Annotated in this window: 24 protein-coding genes; 10 read left to right on the plus strand and 14 right to left on the minus strand. The window is 62.6% G+C overall.

What is annotated here, in order from left to right; all coding sequences use genetic code 11:
• Positions 1–138: 138 nt before the first annotated feature.
• The 5 genes from HCN58_RS32785 to HCN58_RS32805 all read right to left on the minus strand — a co-directional run bounded on the left by HCN58_RS32785 (position 139) and on the right by HCN58_RS32805 (position 4,417).
• Positions 139–1,518, minus strand: a complete 1,380-nt coding sequence (locus HCN58_RS32785; RefSeq protein ID WP_171583484.1) for an ABC transporter substrate-binding protein — start codon at positions 1,516–1,518, stop codon at positions 139–141.
• Between the two features lie 369 nt (positions 1,519–1,887).
• Positions 1,888–2,364, minus strand: coding sequence for a DUF2269 family protein (locus tag HCN58_RS32790; RefSeq protein WP_171583485.1), 477 nt, complete (start codon positions 2,362–2,364; stop codon positions 1,888–1,890).
• Positions 2,364–3,638: an SDR family oxidoreductase gene (locus tag HCN58_RS32795; RefSeq protein WP_171583486.1), complete on the minus strand. Its 1,275-nt coding sequence runs from the start codon at positions 3,636–3,638 to the stop codon at positions 2,364–2,366. The genes HCN58_RS32790 and HCN58_RS32795 overlap by 1 nt, the downstream gene beginning before the upstream one ends.
• Positions 3,639–3,761: 123 nt before the next feature.
• Positions 3,762–3,923 carry a DUF2934 domain-containing protein gene (locus HCN58_RS32800; protein ID WP_171583487.1) on the minus strand — a complete coding sequence of 54 codons (162 nt, stop codon included), beginning with the start codon at positions 3,921–3,923 and terminating at the stop codon, positions 3,762–3,764.
• 314 nt (positions 3,924–4,237) lie between these two features.
• Complete coding sequence (locus HCN58_RS32805; protein ID WP_235984094.1) at positions 4,238–4,417, minus strand: DUF3072 domain-containing protein; 180 nt, start codon at positions 4,415–4,417, stop codon at positions 4,238–4,240.
• Between the two features lie 97 nt (positions 4,418–4,514).
• On the opposite strand from HCN58_RS32805, the gene HCN58_RS32810 reads away from it, so the two are divergent.
• From HCN58_RS32810 to HCN58_RS32820, 3 genes are all read left to right on the plus strand, one after another.
• Entirely contained in the window at positions 4,515–4,799 is a 285-nt protein-coding gene (locus HCN58_RS32810; protein ID WP_171583488.1) for a hypothetical protein, read from the plus strand.
• Positions 4,789–5,001 (plus strand): hypothetical protein, encoded by a 213-nt coding sequence (locus HCN58_RS32815; protein WP_171583489.1) that lies wholly within the window; start codon positions 4,789–4,791, stop codon positions 4,999–5,001. Before HCN58_RS32810 ends, HCN58_RS32815 begins: the two co-directional genes overlap by 11 nt.
• Before the next feature lie 250 nt (positions 5,002–5,251).
• Entirely contained in the window at positions 5,252–5,737 is a 486-nt protein-coding gene (locus tag HCN58_RS32820) for a hypothetical protein (RefSeq protein ID WP_171583490.1), read from the plus strand.
• Between the two features lie 64 nt (positions 5,738–5,801).
• Here HCN58_RS32820 and HCN58_RS32825 read toward each other — a convergent pair whose 3' ends face one another.
• Positions 5,802–7,727 carry an AsmA family protein gene (locus tag HCN58_RS32825; RefSeq protein ID WP_171583491.1) on the minus strand — a complete coding sequence of 642 codons (1,926 nt, stop codon included), beginning with the start codon at positions 7,725–7,727 and terminating at the stop codon, positions 5,802–5,804.
• A 221-nt stretch (positions 7,728–7,948) separates the two neighbouring features.
• On the opposite strand from HCN58_RS32825, the gene HCN58_RS32830 reads away from it, so the two are divergent.
• The 5 genes from HCN58_RS32830 (at position 7,949) to HCN58_RS32850 (ending at position 10,468) form a co-directional block, all read left to right on the plus strand.
• Complete coding sequence (locus tag HCN58_RS32830; RefSeq protein ID WP_171583492.1) at positions 7,949–8,140, plus strand: hypothetical protein; 192 nt, start codon at positions 7,949–7,951, stop codon at positions 8,138–8,140.
• Positions 8,107–8,346, plus strand: coding sequence for a hypothetical protein (locus HCN58_RS32835; RefSeq protein WP_171583493.1), 240 nt, complete (start codon positions 8,107–8,109; stop codon positions 8,344–8,346). Before HCN58_RS32830 ends, HCN58_RS32835 begins: the two co-directional genes overlap by 34 nt.
• Positions 8,347–8,430: 84 nt before the next feature.
• A complete protein-coding gene (locus HCN58_RS32840) occupies positions 8,431–9,168 on the plus strand; it encodes a CoA transferase subunit A (protein ID WP_171583494.1) in 738 nt (245 codons plus the stop codon).
• On the plus strand, positions 9,168–9,818 hold the full coding sequence (locus HCN58_RS32845; protein WP_171583495.1) for a CoA transferase subunit B: 651 nt from the start codon (positions 9,168–9,170) through the stop codon (positions 9,816–9,818). The genes HCN58_RS32840 and HCN58_RS32845 overlap by 1 nt, the downstream gene beginning before the upstream one ends.
• Before the next feature lie 2 nt (positions 9,819–9,820).
• Positions 9,821–10,468 (plus strand): GNAT family N-acetyltransferase, encoded by a 648-nt coding sequence (locus HCN58_RS32850; RefSeq protein WP_171583496.1) that lies wholly within the window; start codon positions 9,821–9,823, stop codon positions 10,466–10,468.
• A 155-nt stretch (positions 10,469–10,623) separates the two neighbouring features.
• Here HCN58_RS32850 and HCN58_RS32855 read toward each other — a convergent pair whose 3' ends face one another.
• From HCN58_RS32855 to HCN58_RS32865, 3 genes are all read right to left on the minus strand, one after another.
• Positions 10,624–12,270, minus strand: a complete 1,647-nt coding sequence (locus HCN58_RS32855) for an ABC transporter permease (protein ID WP_171583497.1) — start codon at positions 12,268–12,270, stop codon at positions 10,624–10,626.
• 213 nt (positions 12,271–12,483) lie between these two features.
• Entirely contained in the window at positions 12,484–13,509 is a 1,026-nt protein-coding gene (locus tag HCN58_RS32860; RefSeq protein WP_171583498.1) for a Fe(3+) ABC transporter substrate-binding protein, read from the minus strand.
• A gap of 176 nt (positions 13,510–13,685) precedes the next feature.
• Complete coding sequence (locus HCN58_RS32865) at positions 13,686–14,651, minus strand: threonine/serine dehydratase (RefSeq protein ID WP_171583499.1); 966 nt, start codon at positions 14,649–14,651, stop codon at positions 13,686–13,688.
• Positions 14,652–14,707: 56 nt separating this feature from the next.
• Here HCN58_RS32865 and HCN58_RS32870 point away from each other — a divergent pair, with 56 nt between their 5' ends.
• Positions 14,708–15,025, plus strand: coding sequence for an ArsR/SmtB family transcription factor (locus HCN58_RS32870; RefSeq protein ID WP_171583500.1), 318 nt, complete (start codon positions 14,708–14,710; stop codon positions 15,023–15,025).
• 133 nt (positions 15,026–15,158) lie between these two features.
• The gene (locus HCN58_RS32875) at positions 15,159–15,644 is read left to right on the plus strand and encodes a Crp/Fnr family transcriptional regulator (protein WP_171583501.1); all 486 of its coding nucleotides are present in this window, start codon (positions 15,159–15,161) and stop codon (positions 15,642–15,644) included.
• On the opposite strand, the gene HCN58_RS32880 is transcribed toward HCN58_RS32875, so the two are convergent.
• From HCN58_RS32880 to HCN58_RS32900, 5 genes are all read right to left on the minus strand, one after another.
• A complete protein-coding gene (locus HCN58_RS32880) occupies positions 15,583–16,410 on the minus strand; it encodes a metallophosphoesterase family protein (RefSeq protein ID WP_171583502.1) in 828 nt (275 codons plus the stop codon). The genes HCN58_RS32875 and HCN58_RS32880 overlap by 62 nt on opposite strands.
• 283 nt (positions 16,411–16,693) lie before the next feature.
• The gene (locus HCN58_RS32885) at positions 16,694–18,193 is read right to left on the minus strand and encodes a tripartite tricarboxylate transporter permease (RefSeq protein WP_171583503.1); all 1,500 of its coding nucleotides are present in this window, start codon (positions 18,191–18,193) and stop codon (positions 16,694–16,696) included.
• Complete coding sequence (locus tag HCN58_RS32890; RefSeq protein WP_171583504.1) at positions 18,193–18,678, minus strand: tripartite tricarboxylate transporter TctB family protein; 486 nt, start codon at positions 18,676–18,678, stop codon at positions 18,193–18,195. Before HCN58_RS32890 ends, HCN58_RS32885 begins: the two co-directional genes overlap by 1 nt.
• Complete coding sequence (locus tag HCN58_RS32895; protein WP_171583505.1) at positions 18,675–19,643, minus strand: Bug family tripartite tricarboxylate transporter substrate binding protein; 969 nt, start codon at positions 19,641–19,643, stop codon at positions 18,675–18,677. The genes HCN58_RS32890 and HCN58_RS32895 overlap by 4 nt, the downstream gene beginning before the upstream one ends.
• A gap of 118 nt (positions 19,644–19,761) precedes the next feature.
• On the minus strand, positions 19,762–20,406 hold the full coding sequence (locus HCN58_RS32900) for a TetR/AcrR family transcriptional regulator (protein ID WP_171583506.1): 645 nt from the start codon (positions 20,404–20,406) through the stop codon (positions 19,762–19,764).
• Positions 20,407–20,409: the final 3 nt, after the last annotated feature.

The following is a 20,409-nucleotide window of genomic DNA, read 5'->3' on the forward strand; positions in this document are numbered from 1 at the left end:
GCGGTTGCTGTTGCGCAAGGTCGTCGACCGGCATTTTTCAAAACGGCCGCCGCGGGGTATGGCTCCCTGCTCTGTGCGCAACCGCGCACCAGGCAGGGACGACGCACATACTTTCGCGGCGGCCGGCATCTTTTACGTCTAGCCCGCGACCTGCTTGATGCGGGCGATCAGTTCGTCGACGGCCTTGTCGACCGGCACCTTTTCGCTCACCACGCGGTTCATCGCCTTGGCCCAGACGTTCTCGTTGTTCAAAATCGTGAACTTCCAGTTCTTGGTGAAGTCGAACGGCGTGGTGCCGCCGGTGAACTGATTGTACACCGCCTTGCGATGGCGGTCAGCCTGCCAGAACGGGCTCTGCTGGCTGGCCGTCGTCACCGGGAACCAGCGGCCGAGCGCGCCTTCGATATAGGGCCGGACGTTCTCTTCCTGCAGCAGGAACTTGATGAACTCCTTGCCCTCCGCCTTGTTCTTGGCGACCGTGAACATCAGCCCGGTCTTGACGTCAGAGCGGTACTTGATCGGCGTGCCGTCCGGCTTATTGGGGAAGGAGGCGGTGATGATGGTCTCGTCGTAGTTTTTCTTGCCGAGCGCCCGCTGTTCCGGCGTCAGCGCCGGGTTGTTGGCGTCGTCAAGCCATTTCGCGGCGATCGAGATCGTGAAATTATGTGTCATCACGATCGTCTTGTTGTGAAAGGCGACGTTGTTGTCCGGATCCTTCCAGGTGGTGGAGGACGGCGGCGTGCAGCCCTTGATATAGGTGTCGGTGTAATCCTTCATCGCCTTCATCAGGTTTTCCCGCACCTTGGGATCGTCGACCAGGAGCTTGCCGTCGTCATCGACCAGCTTGACGTTGTAGGCGTCCATGAAGGTGTAGAACGACTGGAACGAGTCGGTGGATTCCACGCCCATCGGCTGGCCGACGGCATAGACGCGCTGGCCGGTGGCCTTGCGGATCGCCGGCTGCACCTTGTTGCACCAGAACGACCAGTAATCTTCCCACTTGGTCGGGATGTCGCTCTGCTTGAAGCCGGCCTGCTCCAGCATGTCCTGCCAGATCTGCACGTGCATGCTCTGCTGCTTCAGCGGGAAGCCGTAATAGGCCTTCTTCTTGGCGACGTCGTTATAGAGCAGCGCGGTTTCCAGCGTGTTCGGCGCGAACGCCGATTTCATCGGCATCAGGATGTCGCCGAGGTCCTCGAGCTTGCCCTCGAACGCCCATTTGCCCTGCGCCTGCACGTCATAGCTGTCGGAATAGGCGACGTCGGGCACTGTGCCCGAATCCAGCGCCGCCACCGTCTTCGGGATCATGTCCTGAATGGCGTATTGCGACAGTTCGACCTTGATGCCGGTCTTGGCCTCGAATTTCTTGATCGCCTCTAAGAGCGCATCGTCCTCGGATTTGTAAAAACCCTTGCCGAACCAGACCGTGATGGTCTTCTGCTGGGCGAGCGCGGGCGCCGTGGCGTAAAACAGCCCGACGGCTGCGACCGCGAGTGAAACTGATCTCCTGGATATCACGTTGTTCTCCCTGAAAACGCCGGCTTGTTAACCGGTTGGATAAAACACTAGCCCATGCGCGCGGCGTGATCCAGATGGGTCGGGGCAAACTTCTGTAGGGGGATATGTGGGGCGCAAATACGGCAAAGCGTTCGCGTATGCCCGGGCGTTTTGGTTCTACCATTTTGGTTCGATCATTTTTGCGTCCTCAGATACCGGAAGAGCATGGCTGACCGACGGTTTGGCTCAGCGCCACTCGGCATCGAGACGCTGGGTGGGTGCAGCGGCGAGTAGCCCGCATGAGCGCAGCGACGGGGGCAGTTAAAGCCCTGCAGATCGCTTCGCTCATCCGGAGTATGCCTGCTTTATCCTTAACGATTGCCGATGCGTCTAGAAAAACCCGATCTGCGGTTTCGCGATCATCAACCACAATATCACGGCGACCGCAGTGAACGCCGGAATGCCAAACGCAAACCACAGCCAGAATATCCGGTGATATTCTTTGGGCAGCGGCTTGCCTTCAGCCGCTGCGACGGCAGCGAAATCGCGCAGGCGCATTTGCATAAAGACGACCGGCAGCCACAGCGCGCCGGTGATGACGTACAGCACGATCGACCAGACGACCCATCCGTCCCAGAACGAATAGCCGACGTTTAGCACAAGCAACGTGCCGGTGATGGGCTGCACGACGACGGCGGTCGCGGTGAAGATGAAGTCGGCAATCACGACGATGCGGGCTACACCTGCGATCACGGCCGGCTTGCCGCCGAGGTGGGCCGCCAGCATGAAGAAAGCGATGCCCGCGCCCGTGCCGAGCAGCACGGCGGCGCCGACAACATGGAGATATTTGAGGACGAAATACAGCACTACCGGTCCTCGAGCACGGCTAGCGCTGCGAAATGCAGCACGATGATCGGCCAGATCTTCAGCATCGGCCCCAAAGGATCGGCCCAGAGCCGCGGCACCAGGATGGTGCCGATGATCGCATAAGTGAAGGAGATCACGATGGCCGCATAGAGGCCGTAGCGGCTGGTCGGCCTGTAGGCGATCGCAATTCCAATCACCAGATCGGCCAAGGCGCCAGCGATGACCGTAAGCGCGGCAGCCGTGCCTTCCACGCCGCCTTCGCCCATCAGGCCCATGCCATAACCCCAGCCCGGCCCCAGCGAGATAAAACCGGTCGAGATCCAGAACAGGGATAGGACGACAAAAATCGCGGGCTTGACGAGGTACATGCCGGCAAACCAGCGTTCCTGCACGGAAGCCTGCTCAGCGGCGAAGAATTCCGGAAGGCTTTTGGGATGGAGCCCGAGCCGCTGCATATCTTCGAGATTGCCGACGGCGCCGCGCCCGATCTCCCGTTCGGCGGTGCTGCGTACAGGAGGCCGCCAGCCGAGATACGAAACCAGGTCGCCGAGCTTGTACATGAGGCTTGAAGTGAACTGCGGCAGGTGAATCTCCCGCGCCGGCGGCCAACGGCACCAGCGGCGGATCAGCGCAACGACCTCGCCGAACGAGTAGCGCTGCGGGCCGACCAGTTCGACGACCTGCCGTGCGGGCGCGGCGGGATCAAGAAAATGCTCCACGGCCCGCACCACGTCCTCAAGCAGCACGATCTGGAGCTGCCCGGTGTTCGGCATCACCGGAATGGCGGGCAGCGCGGCCAGGCCTCGCATCAATGCGCTGGCGCCGTAGGCGGCGCGGCCGATTACCACGGACGGCCGCAAGATGACCCAATCGAGATCGCGCTCCATCAAGGCTTTGTCGCCGGCCAATTTCGATCGGGAAAAATCGCTCGGGGTTTCGCGGTCAACCCCGATGGCGGAAAAATGGATGACGCGACGGATCTGGAGCTGCTCGCAAGCGGCAAAGAGATTTGCAATGCCGTGATGATGCACCATCGAGGTGGACTCGCCTGGGCTGTCCTGCAGCACCCCTGCGCAATTCACGACCGCCTCGACGCCATCGAGATGCGGCACCCAGTAGGAGGGCGATGTCGCTTTGGAGATATCGACCCTGTGAGCTCCTGGGCCGGAATGGCCGCTTCTGCTCATCGAAACGACGACATGACCACGCGCGAACAGGTGAGCCACGATTGCCGATCCGATCAGTCCGGTCCCTCCTACAACGGCAATTTTCATGACTGGCTCCTCGTTGAGAAGTCACGCCTGCTTCCGAGAACGTACGCTCAGAACGAATTCCGCCAGAAGTGGGAAGCGCTTCAAACAACGTGGCCGACAAGAGCCCGCGACGTTCGCTTCCGTCTACAGGGTATCGGGCGTGCGGACGGGCGATGACTTGTCCTCATTTCGCAACTCTTGCTCCGCAAGCCGCCAGAATTCCTCCTCTTTGCCTTCCGGTCTGCCATTGCGCTCCCAGATCTCATAGGCACGGTTCTTGATTTCCTGTTCGGTCGGCTCGGTCATTTCAGGTCTCCTCCGTCAATCTCTGTACGGTAGCCGTGTCATCGCCGCTCTCGGCGGCTGAATGTCGCGTCGGAGCTTGCGGCTGTCGCGAGGCTGCGATTCCTCCTCCTCCTCGCGCGTAGAGGCGGGACATCGCGCCTGCAGCCAGCACCGCGTGACGGCTTTCCTTCATTCAGGGATAAGCACGCAGCGAAGAGCAATGTTCCTGGATCAAACCAGGCTAAGGTCGGTTTTGGACTGAAGGTGACGCGTTGATTTGGGCTGTGGCAGCGCTCCGGTTTCCCATTGTCCCGGCCAGGGACCGGGCAGCCTCCTCAAAACGAATTCGCCAGCTCGATCTCCGCCTTCAGCGCCGCGATTCGCCGCTCGGCTTCCCGTGCCGTCAGGTTCTTCTCGAACAGTTTTGGCTGATAGGCCTCGGCGCTGAGCGTGCGGAGCGTCGCCAATTGGCGCGGCGTCATCGGCGCGTCCACCTGGTCCGGGAGACGGGACATCTGAAACCCCAAAAGAATCTTTGATTCGATCCGAACTCTTAACTTGAAATTTGTTCTTTATTTGTTCTTATAGGGTTCTACTGCAGCGAGGTGGCCCATGGACAACAAATTGAATGAAATTCGTAGAAAAATCAAGTTCTTACGGTCGGAGATGCTGAGCGCGGAGGATAACATCCGCAAACAGGTCAACCGGGACGAGGACTGTTCGGAAGCCGCAATGCGTCTGATGGCCATGCGGGCCACCATGGTCGGCCTCATCGGCGAGCGGAACACGCTCGGCGGCGAAGAGCGGCTGCTCAATGTCGATGAGCGGCTGAAGCTGGATGTCCGTGCGGTCGGCAGGAAGCCTGCGATCGGGGCGCCCGGCCGCCGTGAGCGATGATCCAATTGAGGCGCTGCGCCGGCGGATTGCCGAACTGGACCAGCTTGCTCGTCAGCTCAATCAATCCGGCCTGGATAACGCGCGGGCGCAGCTCCTGCTCGCGCGCAAGCGGGCGGAGCTGGAAGACTTCATCAACAGAGGCCGGCAATGTCAGGACCGCTCAGATGGTATGATCCCAGCGCAGATAACCCGCCGTGGCTAAAAGCCCTGGCGGAGGTTCGGATCAGGGCGACGCGGGAAGGATGGTGCCACGCCCACGTCCAGGCGATCGTTGTCGCGATCGATCAGTATGCCGAGGCGGCGCTTGGCAATCGGGATTACTTTCTGAACAGGCCGCACAGCATAGGTGATCGCCGCAATGACAACATTCCATGAAGGCGGCGGCCAAGCAGCAGACGCTTGCTTGCGATTCTACTCAATGGAATTGAACGTAATAATTTAGAGGATCTTGCATGCTTGAGCGATGCGGCTACAGAGCGGCGCTTTACCTTTTAGCTTTGATCGCCGCCGTGAATTGCAGCCTTTTCATCTATTCGCAGTGGTATCTGCCGCGCCTTAGTGATGGCCTTGCGATTCACGCGGTGGCGGCGCTGGTCATCTTGCTGGGCCTCTGGCTGTTCAGCAAAATTGCGCGATATGCAGGTGCGGCATTTTATTTTCTTGCTGCGGGATCTACCGCCTTTGCATTTTGGGGCTTTGCTGGCCCGGTGCATGCCGGCGTCATCTGGGGCGCGACAATAGGAGTTCTGAGTCTGGCTGCCGCATGGATCCTCATTTTCTCAAAACCATTCGCAAGAGAATTTGCGGCCGAGCGCGAAAAGCGACCTGCGTATAAGAAGTATCTCCTTCACGCATTCACGTTGGTGGTCGTCGTTGCGGCGGGAACTGCCGCATTGATCGATGTCGTCACTTTGTTTTCCAGCTGGCAAGGCCGGTAGGGCGGATGAGCCGAGGCGTGATGCGCCAATTCGTGTCGGATTACGCCGACGATTCCGACCTTGCTTAGTTCGCCTTCGCCCCGTCCGCAGTTTCCGGTGCCGCCGGTTGCCGTCCACCACCGGTGAACCGCTCGATCACCGAGCGCACCGCATCGCGCGTCTTGCGATCCTTCACCGCATCGAGCAAGGGCGCTGCGCCAGGCGACCGGCGGATCAGGCTTTCCGGATCGGGAAATACCAGCGGATCATCCCACGGGCCCTGCACGACGAAGGGTAGCTCAAAGCCCTTGTCGCCGCCAGCCGCCCCTGAGGTCAGGCTGGCGACACCCTTGAGGTCGTATTCGCGTGAAGGCACCGAGGCGGTGCCGGTCAGCGTCAGGCGCGTCGTCGGGCCGTCGACGCGGATGTCCTCGACGGTGGCGATGCCATCGTTGAAGCGCACCGAAACGTTGAGATTGTCGTAGGGCGTCGTGCCCGAGCGGAAATTGCCGCCGCCGGACAATGGCCGGCGCTCCAACCGCTTCAGGAGCTGCTCGACATTGAAGCCAGCGATCGCGCCGTCATGGCCGGTGAGCGTGGCGGTGCCGTCGAGCGAGGAGGCGAGGCCGAACGGGCTCGAACCGGATGCCATCAGCGAGACGCCGAGATTGCCGCGGCCGGAGAGCTTGGTGATGCCGAACAATTCGCTGGCGCAGGCCTGCAGGTCGACGTCGGTGAACTGGAATTGCGCCTTGACGTCGGCGATCGCATCCGAACGCGCAATGCCAAACGAGCCTTTGGCGATACCGCCATACATCTGGGCTTCCCCGACCGAAAGCGCCAGCGCGCCGCCGCGCAAATTGGCGCCGAACGCGGTGCGGCCGAGTCGCGTGGGGCCGACCGTCACCCGCGCCGCCGACAGGCGCATGTCGAGGTCGGTCGCGGAGAGCGAGCTCAGGTCGAACAACTGCCGGTTCCAGTCGCGCGCGCCGCTGGCGAGCAGGCGGACGGTCGAGATATAGGGGGTGAAATCCAGGTTGCCTGCGGCCAGCGTCGCCTGCAGCGTCTGGCGGCCGTTATTGGCGACCGTCATCACGCCTTCGGCGACATTGCCATCGAGTTCGACATTCACATTCGTCAGCGCAATTGAGGCGCCGACGACATTGGCGCGGGCCCTTAGCGCGAAGCGGCCGAACCCGCCGCTGCCAGGCACCGGCTGTCCCATCCAGCGCAATGCGTTGCGTAACGATACGCTGTCGACGGTCACCGTGCCTTCCATCATCAGGCTGGTGCGGTTGGCGACCGAACCGTCGAAGGCGAGCTTCAGCGGCGCACTGACGAGCCGCGCCTTCAACCCCGAGCGATCGCCTGAGAGCATCGCGACGAAGTCGCTGGCCGAGATCGAGCCGTCGACGCGTTCGCCGCGCCAGTCGAATTGTCCGGTCGCTGCGAACGAGCGCGAGATCGACGGCCAGGCCAGCGACAGATCGATGTCGCCGAGCTGTTCCTTGACGCCGTTGGCAGCGTCCTCGTATTTCAGCACGCCGTCCTGAATCCTGATTTCCGAGAACGACACCTGGTTTTCGGCGCCGGGCTTCATCGTGCGCGCGATCCGTTCGACGAACGGCGTCCAGTTGCTCTCGCCGCCGGCCTCCCTGACGACGCGGATATGCGGCCGCAACATCATGACGTCCGCGATTTCGAAGCGGCGCAGCAGCAACGGCAACAGACGCAGGTTCGCCGTCAGCACATCGACCTGCAGCGCGGGGTCGGTGGTTCCGCCGCCCTTCAGCCCGACATTATGAAAGGAGACGTAGCTGCCCGGAAACACCGAAACGTCGATCGCGCCGGCGACGACCAGATCGAGCCCGGTGACCGCACGGATCTGCGCCTCGACAGCCTGCCGCAGCGCGTCGCGGTTGATGAACCAGGAGGTTCCGATCAGGGCGAGCACGGCCACGCCGAACAGCGCCGCAATGGGCATCCCGAGGCACTTAATTCCCTGGGCCATCGTCAATGACATATCCGGATCTGGCTAAACCGAACTCGGGTTGATGCTTTAAAATCTATGCTGATCGGGCCGGGCGGTGCGCTGGTAAGCCCGTGCCAACCCGCGCAACTTGAAGGGTTTTCTTGACGCTTTCAAGGCCGACGTAGCTGGTTCCGGTGTGAGATTACAGTCAATGCGGGTCGGTTGCCGGCCTTCCGCCGTCCCGGTACCAGAGATCCCGGATGCTGGCCGAGAATTTCATGACGCGCTTGGGGAAACTGGTGGCCGCCCACATCCTCATCACCGTCATCTTGAACATTACCCCGCTCTACCTCCGGCTTGCCTCGGTAGTCATTCCGCTGCCGTTCGGCTTCCTGATCCATGCGCATTTGAAAGTCGGGTGGCGCGGTGCCATTGCATCCTCGGCTTCCTGATTGTCGATGTGCTGCCGAAAACGGTGACACAGGGCGGTGGCAAGCCCAACCCGCTCGCCTACAAGGCCGCGGGCCTGCTCGTCGGTCGGCATGTCGGCGCGGAGCACCTGCGCCGCCGCGCGCGCATCATCCAGGATCTGATGACGGCGGCCGGTCCCATGGTGGGTAACGTGGGGACCGGTTTGAAGGGCGTTATTGGCGGCTGAGCGCATTGACGCACCGCGAAAAATTCGCCTAATAATCCCGACAATGCCAGCCTTCGGCCGTTCCCTCCATCAGGTCAACTATCCATGAACAAGGTTTACCCCGACGCCAAATCGGCACTCGACGGCGTTCTCAAGGACGGCATGATGATCATGTCCGGCGGTTTTGGTCTATGCGGTATTGCCGAGACCTTGTCGGACGCGATCCGCGATTCCGGCGTCAAGAATCTGACCGTGGTCTCCAACAATGCCGGCGTCGACGGCATCGGGCTGAGCCGGCTCCTGGAAACCCGGCAGATCAAAAAGATGATCTCGTCCTATGTCGGCGAGAACAAGCTGTTCGCGCAGCAATACCTCGCGGGCGAATTGGAGCTCGAATTCAATCCGCAGGGCACGCTGGCCGAGCGCATCCGCGCCGGCGGCGCCGGCATTCCGGCCTTCTACACCAAGACCGGCGTCGGCACGCTGATTGCCGAAGGCAAGGAAGTGAAGGAATTCGACGGCGAGAAATACATCATGGAGCGCGGCCTGTTCGCCGATCTCGCCATCGTTCACGCCTGGAAAGGCGACACCGCCGGTAACCTGATCTACCGCAAGACCGCGCGCAATTTTAATCCGATGATGGCGACCGCCGCCAAGATCACGGTGGCCGAGGTCGAGCATCTGGTTCCGGCCGGCGAACTCAATCCCGACCACATCCATACGCCCGGCATTTTCGTCAAACGCATCATCGAAGTCGGGACGGATAAGAAGCGCATCGAGTTCCGCAACACCCGCCCGCGCCCGTCGAGCGCGTCGGCGGCGGCAACGGGAGTAGAAATCTGATGGCCTGGACCCGCGAACAGATGGCTGCGCGCGCCGCAAAGGAACTGCGCGACGGCTATTACGTCAATCTCGGCATCGGCATCCCGACGCTGGTCTCGAACTACATCCCCGAGGGTATCGACGTCAGCCTGCAGAGCGAGAACGGCATGCTCGGCATGGGCCCGTTTCCCTACGAGGACGAGGTCGATGCCGACCTCATCAATGCCGGCAAGCAGACGGTCAGCGAATTGCCGTCGACCAGCTATTTCTCCTCGGCGGACTCATTCGGCATGGTACGCGGCGGGCACATTGATCTGTCGATCCTCGGCGCGATGCAGGTGGCGCAGAACGGCGATCTCGCCAACTGGATGATCCCGGGCAAGATGGTGAAGGGCATGGGCGGCGCGATGGACCTCGTCGCCGGCGTCAAGCGCGTCGTCGTCGTGATGGAGCATTCCGCCAAGGACGGCCCGAAGCTGTTGAAGAAGTGCACGCTGCCGCTGACCGGCGAAAAGGTCGTCGACATGGTGGTGACCGATCTCGCGGTCTTCACCATCGACAAGCACGGCAAGGACGGCATGGCGCTGATTGAACTCGCCGACGGCGTCACGCTGGACGAGGTGAAGGCCAAGACCGAAGCCGAGTTCCGCGTCGCGCTGAAGAACGCATAACGATGGCGGTCGCGGCCGTGGCACCGGTGATTCGCCAAGGACGCGCTGACGACGCCGATTTCATCGCCCGCATCATCCTGCTGGCGCAGCGCGGTCCGAGACCGTTCGGCTGGTTCGACTTCGCGCTCGCGCAAGCCGAGCCGCAGGTGCTTGATTTCATCGGCAAGCTGGCAGTAGCGAAGCCGCGGTCCTGGTATCACGTCTCGCAATTCCTGATCGCCGAGGTTGACGGCAAGCCGGCGGCCGCGCTCTGCGCCATGCCTTCGCGCGAGACACGCGACACCATGCGATCTGCGATCGAGGAGGTAGCGCTCGCTGCCGGCGTGAGCGGCGCCGATATCTTCGCGCGCGGCGCCTATGCGCGTCCCTGTTGGGTACAGGGCGGCGCACAGGATTGGCTGATCGAGCACGTGGCATCGCAGCCATCTGCGCGTGGCCGCGGGCTGGTCCAGGCGCTGATCGCGCGGGCTCTGTCGGCGGGCAGGGCTGCCGGCTTTGCGCGCGCCTCTATCACCTTTGTCATCGGCAATGACGCGGCTGAACGATGTTACGCGAAGGCGGGTTTTGCGTTCGCTGAAGAAAAACGCGATCCCGAATTCGAAAGGCTGACCGGTTCGCCGGGCTTTCGCTGTTTCGCGCGGGCGATCTAGAACGCGTGAGACTTACCGCCGTTGTTGTCGTCCCCGCGAACGCAGGGACCCATACTCCGCGGCCTCTCGTTTTGGCGCCGGGGCCAGTTGCCTTCGTAACGATAACGGCCGGTGGCTATGGGTTCCTGCGTTCGCAGGGACGAGGTGTGCCCGACCTACGCCGGCCTGCTTGGCATATCCGAAAACCGTGTCAGCCACGCCACCGGGCCAATGCTGGCGGCGACGATCAGAAGCGCTGCGAGCGCGCCTTCCTCGAAACTGCCACGGCTGGCGTACTGGTAGATCGAGGTCGCCAGCGTTTCGACATTGAGCGGCCGCAATAGCAGCGTTGCCGGCAATTCTTTCAGGCAGTCTACAAACACGACGATGACCGCGCCGAGCATGGCGGGACGCAAGAGCGGCAGATGGACCAGCCGCATCGTTGTGGTCTGGCCGGCGCCGACGGCGCGCGCACTGTCGTCGTAATCGCGCGGGATCCGCTCAAACCCCGCCTTGATGAATCCGGTCGGCACCGCCAGAAACCGGATCACATAGGCGATCACCACGGCAGCACCCGAGCCGATTACGATCAGTCCCGGCAGCGATCGTCCGAGCCATCCGGCGAGCGCGTTCAGCGCATTGTCGATCGCGAGCACCGGCGCGAGCAGGCCGAGCGCCAGCACCAGCCCCGGCAGGGCGTAGCCGGTCTGCGCCATGTTCATTGCGACGAAGCGCAGCGTACTCGGCCGCCAGCGCCAGGCCAAAATGGTCGCAAAGCCGAGCAGCAGCGCGGTCAGCGTGGCCAGGCTTGCGAAGGCTACCGAGTTGAAGGCGTCGCGCCACAGCGCTACGTCGAAATTGGCGAAAAGCCCGCGCTTGAAGCTCTGCTGTGCGAGACACAAGAGCGGCACGAGAAATCCCAGCACGACGGGCAGCAAACAGGCCGCGAATGCACATCCGCCCTTGATGCCGGTGAGGGTGGTCCGCGGCGTGAGCCGCGGGCTTTCGGCGGAAAACTCCGTCGTGACGTTGCGCCGTCCGTAACGCTCGATTGCGATCAGGCCGGCCACGATCGCCAGCATGAAGCAGGACAACTGCGCGGCACCGGCAAGGCTGCCCCGGTTGAGCCAGGTCGTGAACACCGATACCGTGAGGGTACGGACACCCAGGTATTCGCTGGCGCCGATGTCGTTCAGCGTTTCCAGCGACACCAGCGCGACGCCAACCGCCAGCGCGGGACGTGCCATCGGCAGCGAGATGCGCCAGAAGACGGTCCAGCGGCCGGCGCCGAGCGTCTTGGCGGCTTCGGCGAACTCCGCGCTCTGGAACTGAAACATCGTGCGCGCCGACAGATAGACGTAAGGGTAGAGCACCAGCGCGATGACGACGATCGCGCCGGGCATCGAGCGCAAATTCGGAAGCACGTGCACCGCGTCCTGCAGCGGAAGCCAGAGCGCGAGCGTCTTGTGGACCAGGCCCAGCGGCTCGAACAGGTCGACATAGACGTAAGCTGCGAGGTAGGTCGGAATCGAAAGCGGCAGCGGCAGCAGCCATAGCAGCATTTTCCGGCCGCGGAATTCATGCAGCGAAACCGTCCACGCCGCACCAGTGCCGATCGCAAGCGACAAGACGGCGACGCCGCCGAGCAGAAGCGCCGTGTCGAGAATGGTAGCCGGCAGCACGTAGTCGATCAGATGCCGCCAGACGTCAGGCGCCGGCTGCAACGCGAGCGCAATGATGGAGATGACGGGGGCTGCGACAAGAATGGCAGTCGCAACCGCAATCGCTGCCGCGATGCGGCCGGAGCGCGTGGCGCGATTCACGTCCGCACACGTCGGCGAAATGAGCCGAGACCTATCCGCTTGTCGAGGTAGGCTCCCTCCCCCCTTGCGGGGGAGGGCTGGGGAGAGGGGTGGCGGCACCGGCAGTGCTTGTGGCTTACCCCTCTCTCTAACCCTCCCGCGCAAGGGGGGAGGGAATGCAGTTGTATGCGCCGCGCGATCACAGCTCTATTTCGTCGAAGAATACGGCGCCGTTCAATTATCGAACCCGACCTTGTCCACCAGGGTCGAGGCCGCCTTGCGGTTGCCGGCGATCTTGGCGATCGGCAGCGGGTCGGCGACGAGCTTGCCGTAGCCCGCAATCGTCGGGTTGACGGCGACGCCGGCGCGAACCGGATATTCGTAGTTGGAATCGGCGTAGATCTGCTGCGCCTTCTCACCGGCGAGCCATTCGATCAGCTTAACGCCATTGGCCTTGTTCGGCGCATGCTTTGCCAGCAGCACACCCGAGAGATTGACATGGGTGCCGCCGCCCTCGAACGTCGGCAGGATCACCTTGGTGGCTTCCGCCCACGGCTTCTTCTCGGGATCGTTGTTCATCATCAGCGCCCAGTAATAGGTGTTGCCGATGCCGATGTCGCACTTGCCGGCGGCTACGTCGCGCGCCGCCTCGCGGTCGCCGCCGGACGGCTTCTGCGCCAGATTGGCCTTTACGCCGCGCAGCCATTCCTCGGCCTTGGCCTCGCCGTACTTGGCGGTATACGCCGCGAACAGCCCGTTATTGTAGATGTGCTGGCCGGAGCGGATGCAGATCTTGCCCTTCCACTTGGGATCGGCGAGCTCTTCATAGGTGATCTTGTCCTGCTTGACGCGGTCCTTCGAGGCGTAGATCACGCGCGCGCGCATCGAAATGCCGGCCCAGTGTCCATCGGGATCGCGATATTGCGGCGGCACGATCTCGTCTATCACCACCGATTTGATCGGCTGGGTGACGCCGGCCTGCACGGCCTCGTCAATGCGGCCGATGTCGACCGTCAAGAGCACGTCGGCGGGGCTGTTGGCGCCTTCCGCCTTCATGCGCTGCTCGAGACCAGAGCTCGCCGAGACGACATTGACCTTGATGCCGGTGTCCTTGCTGAACGCATCGAACAGCGGCTGGATCAGCTTGGTTTCGCGGTAGGTGTAGACATTGACCTCGCCGTCGGCGGACGCCGTCGAGGCTCCGAACGCGGTAAAACAAAGCAAAGCTACGGTTGCGGAGGTAGCGCGAATATTCATCATGGAAGCTGCCCGACAAAGCTGGTGAAGATGCCGGTTTCAGTAGCGCAGTGGCTGCCGTGCCGTCAGCGACGCTATGTCGCGAATGCCTCGATTTAGAGCGATTCCAGCATCCTGACTTAGAGTGATTCCAGAATGCGCAAACTGCGATACCGGCTCGCGCTTGGCCGCGGCCCGATCTATCGGCGCTCAATGGGGCGATCGAAATTGACGGCGGCTGTGTTGCCGCCGCTGATGATGACGGCAATGCGTTCGCCGGCGGCGGGCTTGTAGGCCCCCGACAGGATCGCGGAAAATGCTGCTGCGCCGCCCGGTTCTGCAACAATGCGCAAGGCGCGCCAAAGCGTCGCCTGTGCGTCGGCGATGGCGGCGTCGGAAACCAGTACGGTCTGTCGCGCGTATTTCTGTACGATCGGGAATACCTTTTCGCCGACGCGCCGCGGCGCCAGCGAATCTGCAGCCAGCCCGCCGGCCTCCGCATCGATCGGATGGCCGGCTTCAAAGGCCCTGGTCAACGTGGGCGATGCGAGTGGCTCGACGCCAACCACCTTGACGCGGCCGGCATACCAGGCCGCAATCCCGGCGATCAGCCCGCCGCCGCCCACCGACACGAGCAGAGTGTCGATATCCGCTGCCTGCTCCGAGAGCTCAAGGCCGACCGTTCCCTGTCCCGTGATGGTTTCCTTCTGGTCGAAGGCCGGCACTGGCAGTGCGCCGGTTTGTTGCGCCCATATCTCGCTGGCCGCAAGCGCGTCGGCATAGCGATCGCCCTCGATCGCGAGATCGGCGCCATAGTCGCGGATACGTTGCACCTTCGCCGGCGAAGAGACGCTCGGAACGAAAATCTTGGCCCATTTTCCTAGCCTCATCGCGGCATAGGCGACTGCCGCGCCATGGTTGCCGCCCGACGCCGCGACGACACCGGCCTGCGGTACATCGCGGGTCAATAGATTGGCAAAAGCGCCGCGCGCCTTGAACGAGCCGGAGTGCTGAAGCAGCTCCAGCTTGAGCGTCAGAGTATGATCGGGAAGCCCAAATTCGGCGCCATCGACCTCGACGACCGGCGTCCGCCGGATAAAGGGCCGAATGAGCCGCTCGCATTGCGCGATCGTTTCCGGGGTTACGGCATCTACCGGCGCATCCATTGCAAGGCACTCCCGCGACGCATTGACATAGATTAGCCATTTAGCTAATTAGCAATATGCCCTTTCTGGAAGACGACGTCGAGTCAGCTTTTCGCGCGCTCGCCAGCGATCGGCGGCTCTTGATCCTGGAGTGGCTGAAACGCCCCCGGGCACATTTTCCCGAGCAGGTCGATGGCGATCTCGTCAAGGACGGGGTCTGCGGGGTGTTGATCGCCGAGAAGCTCGGCGTCAGCCAGCCCACCGTGAGCGAGCATATGAAAATTCTATCGCAGGCAGGATTGGTGAGCGCCAAGCGCGTCAAGCAGTGGACGTTCTACAAGCGCGACGAAGCGCACATCACGAAGCTGAAGGCGGCCATGCTCGCGAAGATCTGAGGTTCGGTCTTGCTCGGGCGCCGCCGTCTGCGAACGCCGGCATTGCCGATATTTTGAGCAGCGCGGCGCACCTTATCCGTTCGACCTTGGCATCATCCGTGCCTAGTCTTGGCCAACAAGGAGATGAATGCCGATGCGCGCGGTGCTGGACTACTGTACCGGAGGGACGAAACGAACAATGCCGGCCGGCACGCTCGTGCTCCATGAAGGCAGCAAGACCGGACATCTGTTCGTGCTGCTGGAAGGACGGCTGGAGGTCATCAAGGGCGACAGCGTCGTCGCCGTCCTAACCGAGCCCGGGGCGATGCTGGGCGAGATGTCGGTGCTGCTCGAGCAGCCGCATACCGCGACCGTGCGTGCCGCCGTCGATTCCGTCGTCTACGAGTTCGACGACGCCGCCGCGTTCCTGCGCGACGAGCCGGCGGTGGCGCTGTTGATCGCGCGCTTGCTGGCGCAACGCCTCAACGTCGCCAACACCTATCTGGCCGACCTGATGCACCAATATGCCGGTCAGGGTAATCATCTCTCGATGGTCGGCGAACTCCTGCAGAGCATGATCAACCTGCCACCGACGCAGGTCTCGCCAGGCTCGGATCGGCAATCCGACCCAAGGATTTGAGCCACGCTGGAACGATCGTGACCGGCGCGGCGGGCCGCTGCAAGGGCGCCTTGAGATCGATGCAATGAGCCTCGCCTGCCGGCAGCCAGAACGCCGTACCCTCATCAAGATCGAGCACGATATAAACCGGCGGGCGACCAGGCTGTAACCCGGCATTGAACACCCAGGTTGGGCCCAGGCGGTCGAACCACGAACCATCCGAAATGAATGGCGACTGATGCACGTGGCCCGAGATCACTATCGACGGCTGATACTGCGCGATCCATTGCACCAGTTCGACGTCGCCGAAGAACCGCTTGCCGCCCCAGCTCGTCGGCGAATTCGCCGGCGGCGCGTGGTGCACCCAGATCCAGCGTGACGCCCGCGCTGCCGCGGCGTCGCGAAGCTGGGATTCGATGCGGCTCTTGACCAGCGGCCCGTCCCACCACGGACATACCGTGAAGCCGACATCGCCGACGGTCAGGCTATCGCCGTCGCAGGCGATGCCGAGCTCGCGAACCTCGCCGATCCAGCGCGCGATCTTCTCGCCTTCCGTGCTGCGCTCGTCGAGATCGTGATTGCCGGAGCAGAGAATGACGCGCGTCATGCCTGACAGCCGCGACAGGTATTTTTTCACCACCAGGATCTGCGCGCGGAAATCGACTGATGATCCGATGTCGAGCGCATCGCCGGCGAAAATGACGACGTCGAACTCAGGAGCTGCCGCGAGCAGCCAGTCGAACTGCGGCAACGAATAATGCAAATCGGCAACGACAAGACAGCGCATAAAAAATCAAAGTCCAAAATGCGAAGGAACAGGCGCGCGCCGGGGGATGTGTTCAGGCAGACAGAATTCGAGCAAGAATTGTGCCGGTCGTGATCGTTAAAGCGGTATTCCGGGGTAGTTCTACTGCGTCATAGCCGCTCGCACAGCTTATCCTGAGGAGCCGCGTAGCGGCGTCTCGAAGGATGTAGGCCACAGACGGGCCGCATGGTTCGAGACGCGCAGAGCCTGCTACGCGCGGACCCGTTGGCGCGCCTCACCATGAGGGGCTTATGACGCAGAAGGGTTAGTCCTCGCTCGCCTTGAACCGGCCGAGTCCCTTCAGCACGAACGGCGCCAATAGCGCGATCAGGGCAATGCCGAGCAGCGTAGCCGACATCGAACTTTGCAGCAGCACCAGAGGATCGCCGAGGCTGATGGCGAGCGCGCGGCGCAACTGGCTTTCGGCGATCGGCCCGAGGATGAGACCGACGACGACAGGCGCGATCGGAAAATCGAACCGGCGCATCAGAAAGCCCAGCACGCCAAAACCCGCCAGCATCGACAGCTCGACCACCGAGGGCTTTGCCGCGATGGTGCCCATCGTCGCGAAGACGAGAATCCCGGCGTACAGCCATGGCTGCGGGATCGCGAGCAGTTTTACCCACAGCCCGACCAGTGGCAGGTTTAGCACCAGCAGCATGACGTTGGCGATGAACAGGCTGGCGATCAGGCCCCATACGAGATCGGGCCGCTCGGCAAACAGCAGCGGTCCCGGGTTCAGCCCGTATTGCTGAAAGCCCGCCAGCATCATCGCAGCCGTTGCCGAGGTAGGCAGGCCCAGCGTCAGCAGAGGCACGAGCGTGCCGGCGGCGGAAGCGTTGTTGGCGGCTTCCGGCCCGGCAACGCCTTCGATCGCGCCCTTGCCGAATTCCTCGGGATGTTTGGTCAGCCGCTTCTCGGTGGAATAGGACAGGAATGTCGGAATTTCCGCGCCGCCGGCCGGCAGCGCGCCGATTGGAAAGCCGAACATCGTCCCGCGCAGCCACGGTTTCCATGACCGCTTCCAGTCCTCTTTCGTCATCCACAGCGAGCCGCGCACCGGCTCGATCTTCTCCTCGGCGTGATGGCGGCGCGAGGCGACGTAGAGCGCTTCGCCCAGGGCGAACAGACCGACCGCCAGCGTCGTCACTTCGACGCCGTCGAGCAGTTCGGGAATGCCGAACGCGAGACGGGCCTGACCGGTGAGCTTGTCGATGCCGATTAGCCCGAGCGTCAGCCCGACAAACAGGCTGGTCAGCCCGCGGATCGGCGAATCGCCGAAGGTCGCGGACACCGTGACGAAAGCCACGCACATCAGCGCGAAGTAATCCTCAGGCCCAAAGCGCACCGCAAAATCCACCAGCCACGGTGCGAGAAAAGCCAGGCCGATCGTGGCAATCGTGCCCGCAACGAATGAGCCGATCGCCGAGGTCGCCAGCGCCGGACCGCCGCGACCGGCCTTGGCCATCTTGTTGCCCTCGAGCGCGGTCGCCATGGACGCGCTCTCGCCGGGTGTGTTGATAAGAATGGCGGTGGTCGATCCGCCATACATGCCGCCGTAATAGATTCCGGCGAACATGATCAGCGAGCCGCCGGGATCGAGCTTGTAGGTCACGGGCAGCAGCAATGCGACCGTGAGTGCAGGCCCGATGCCGGGCAGCACGCCCACGGCGGTGCCGAGAAATACGCCGATCAGCGCATACAGCAGGTTCATCGGCTGGACGGCGACGGCCATGCCATGCGCAAGCGCAGCGAAGGTTTCCATTACAGCAGTCTTTCCAGAGGCCCGGTCGGGAGGCTCAACGTCAGCAGCCGATCGAAAGCGAGATAGATCAGGGTGCTCATCACGAGTGCGATGGCGGAGTCGGCGAGAATGGCGCGGCGTCCAAACGCTGCGGAGGTGGTGACGAACAGCGCCGACGTCGCAAGGATGAAGCCGCCGCCGAGGCCGATGATGGCGATCAGCAGCACAAGTCCGCCGAGGATTAAAAGCACCGCCCTGGGATCGGCGCTCTCGCGCGGCGGCAGGTTGCCGCGCAAGGCATCGATCAGGTTGGCGATCGCGAGAATGCCGAGCCCGACCGCGACGACGACCGGCATCGCCTCCGGCCCCATGCCGTACATCGTGGTGGTTGCGAGTTGCCTTGCGTCCCACACCAGCACGCCAGCCAGCACCGCAAGCGCCGCGGCAATGACCAGGCCAGCGCGATCGATGCGCCGCGACGCTTCACCCTGCGGAAGGTCCGTCATGATTTGACGAGGCCGACGGACTTCAGCACGTCGGTGACGCGTATCGTTTCCTTCTTCAGGAAATCGGCGAACGCATCGCCGGAAAGATAGGCGTCATCCCAGCCCTTCTGCTTGAGGATATCCTTCCAGGCGTCGGACTTGACCATCTTCTCGACCGCGTCGCTCAACGTCTTGCGCTGTTCCGGCGTGATGCCGGGAGGCGCGACCACCGAGCGCCAGTTGGCGAGCACGAGATCAATCCCTTGTTCCTTGAAGGTCGGAATATCGACGCCCGGAATGCGCTTCTCCGAGGTCACGCCAAGCGCGCGCAATTTGCCGGATTTGATCTGTCCTTCGTATTCGCTCATGCCCGAAATGCCTGCGGTGACTTTGCCGCCAAGGATGGCCGCCAGCGACTCACCGCCGCCGGAGAACGGAATGTAGTTGATCTTCTTGGCATCGGCGCCGATCGTTCCGGCAAACAACGCCGCCATCACGTGGTCGACGCCGCCGGCCGAGCCGCCGGCAAAGGTCACCTTGGCGATGTCGGCTTTCACGGCAGCGGCCAGATCCTGCGCCGTCTTCAGCGGTGAATTTGCCGGCACCACGATCACCTGGATTTCCTCGGTGAGGCGCGCGATCGGCGTCACCTGTTCGAGCGTCACGGGCGACTTGTTCATGGCCAGCGCGCCGACCATGACGAAGCCGTTCACCATCATCTGGTTGCCATCGCCCTTGGCGCCGTTGACGAACTGCGCGATGCCGACGCTGCCGCCGGCGCCAGCCACGTTGGTGACCTGGATGCTGCGGGCGATCTTGGCGGCGACGAGCGCCTGCTGCATCGCGCGGGCGGTCTGATCCCATCCGCCGCCGGGGGCCGCGGGCGCCATGATCTTGAGCTCGAGCTGCTGCGAGAGGGCAGGTGCTGTGGCTGCAAGCGTCAACGCGACGACCGCGCCGAACAGGCGCGTATGAAACGGCATCATGGGATTTCCTCCAGGCTCACGCGGAGCCGCTGTGTGTCAATTGGTCGCATATCAGCCGGAAAACCCGCCGCTGTCCAGAAGGACCTTTGCGTGCCCGGACCGGATCTTTGAGATTGCGCTACGGCTTTGCAGCGCGCGCGCCCTTGGCCTTCGGCATTTGTCTTGATCGAAAGTGAAGTGCCAATTGCTCGGCACACAACCGAAGCGGAGCCGTGCTTTGCGTCGCCTTGGCCTGGGCTACCGCGCCTGAATAAGATGCGATGACGAAGGTAGCCAAGGCCTCAGGGTCGAAAGCGCCGGCCAAATCCGCTCGCAATTTGTCCGCGATGACCTTGCGCCAACGATCATAGATCTTTTCGATCGCCTCTCGAAATTCGGAATCTGCAGCGCAAAGCTCGAGCGCGAGATTGTTGAGCGGGCATCCCAGAATGATCTTGGAGCGGTCCAGGGTCGACGCGATCTGCTCGAATGCCGTGCCTATTCCTTCCTCCGCGCCGCGTGCTGACCTGACCGGCTCGAGCCACTGCTTCTCGACCGCTTGCGCAACGCGCTCCTGGATGACGCTGAGCGCAAGGACTTTCTTGGTCGAGAAATGATGGTGGAGGGCGCCCGCCGTCACGCCGGCCGCTCGAATAATGTCGTGCGTGCTGGTCGAATGATAGCCACGCTTCTGGAAGGCGGCCGCCGCTGCATCGAGGATGCGTTTTCTGACGCCGGCGGGATCGTTCGTTCGCGTTCGGCCGTTGGCTGGCTTTTTGATCATGAA

Origin of the sequence: Bradyrhizobium australiense, from assembly GCF_013114825.1 — a bacterium.
Taxonomy (GTDB): Bacteria; Pseudomonadota; Alphaproteobacteria; order Rhizobiales; family Xanthobacteraceae; genus Bradyrhizobium; species Bradyrhizobium australiense.

Bases quoted from the DNA above. Each gene is read 5' to 3' on its own strand.
- HCN58_RS32810 (WP_171583488.1), top strand. From the start codon at position 4,515: ATGGACAACAAATTGAATGAAATTCGTAGAAAAATCAAGTTCTTACGG.
- HCN58_RS32895 (WP_171583505.1), bottom strand. From the start codon at position 19,643: ATGATGCCGTTTCATACGCGCCTGTTCGGCGCGGTCGTCGCGTTGACG.
- HCN58_RS32885 (WP_171583503.1), bottom strand. From the start codon at position 18,193: ATGGAAACCTTCGCTGCGCTTGCGCATGGCATGGCCGTCGCCGTCCAG.
- HCN58_RS32870 (WP_171583500.1), top strand. From the start codon at position 14,708: ATGCCCTTTCTGGAAGACGACGTCGAGTCAGCTTTTCGCGCGCTCGCC.
- HCN58_RS32890 (WP_171583504.1), bottom strand. From the start codon at position 18,678: ATGACGGACCTTCCGCAGGGTGAAGCGTCGCGGCGCATCGATCGCGCT.
- HCN58_RS32865 (WP_171583499.1), bottom strand. From the start codon at position 14,651: ATGGATGCGCCGGTAGATGCCGTAACCCCGGAAACGATCGCGCAATGC.
- HCN58_RS32805 (WP_235984094.1), bottom strand. From the start codon at position 4,417: ATGTCCCGTCTCCCGGACCAGGTGGACGCGCCGATGACGCCGCGCCAA.
- HCN58_RS32795 (WP_171583486.1), bottom strand. From the start codon at position 3,638: ATGAAAATTGCCGTTGTAGGAGGGACCGGACTGATCGGATCGGCAATC.
- HCN58_RS32800 (WP_171583487.1), bottom strand. From the start codon at position 3,923: ATGACCGAGCCGACCGAACAGGAAATCAAGAACCGTGCCTATGAGATC.
- HCN58_RS32830 (WP_171583492.1), top strand. From the start codon at position 7,949: ATGCTGGCCGAGAATTTCATGACGCGCTTGGGGAAACTGGTGGCCGCC.
- HCN58_RS32825 (WP_171583491.1), bottom strand. From the start codon at position 7,727: ATGGCCCAGGGAATTAAGTGCCTCGGGATGCCCATTGCGGCGCTGTTC.
- HCN58_RS32880 (WP_171583502.1), bottom strand. From the start codon at position 16,410: ATGCGCTGTCTTGTCGTTGCCGATTTGCATTATTCGTTGCCGCAGTTC.
- HCN58_RS32900 (WP_171583506.1), bottom strand. From the start codon at position 20,406: ATGATCAAAAAGCCAGCCAACGGCCGAACGCGAACGAACGATCCCGCC.
- HCN58_RS32875 (WP_171583501.1), top strand. From the start codon at position 15,159: ATGCGCGCGGTGCTGGACTACTGTACCGGAGGGACGAAACGAACAATG.
- HCN58_RS32840 (WP_171583494.1), top strand. From the start codon at position 8,431: ATGAACAAGGTTTACCCCGACGCCAAATCGGCACTCGACGGCGTTCTC.
- HCN58_RS32845 (WP_171583495.1), top strand. From the start codon at position 9,168: ATGGCCTGGACCCGCGAACAGATGGCTGCGCGCGCCGCAAAGGAACTG.
- HCN58_RS32860 (WP_171583498.1), bottom strand. From the start codon at position 13,509: ATGATGAATATTCGCGCTACCTCCGCAACCGTAGCTTTGCTTTGTTTT.
- HCN58_RS32850 (WP_171583496.1), top strand. From the start codon at position 9,821: ATGGCGGTCGCGGCCGTGGCACCGGTGATTCGCCAAGGACGCGCTGAC.
- HCN58_RS32820 (WP_171583490.1), top strand. From the start codon at position 5,252: ATGCTTGAGCGATGCGGCTACAGAGCGGCGCTTTACCTTTTAGCTTTG.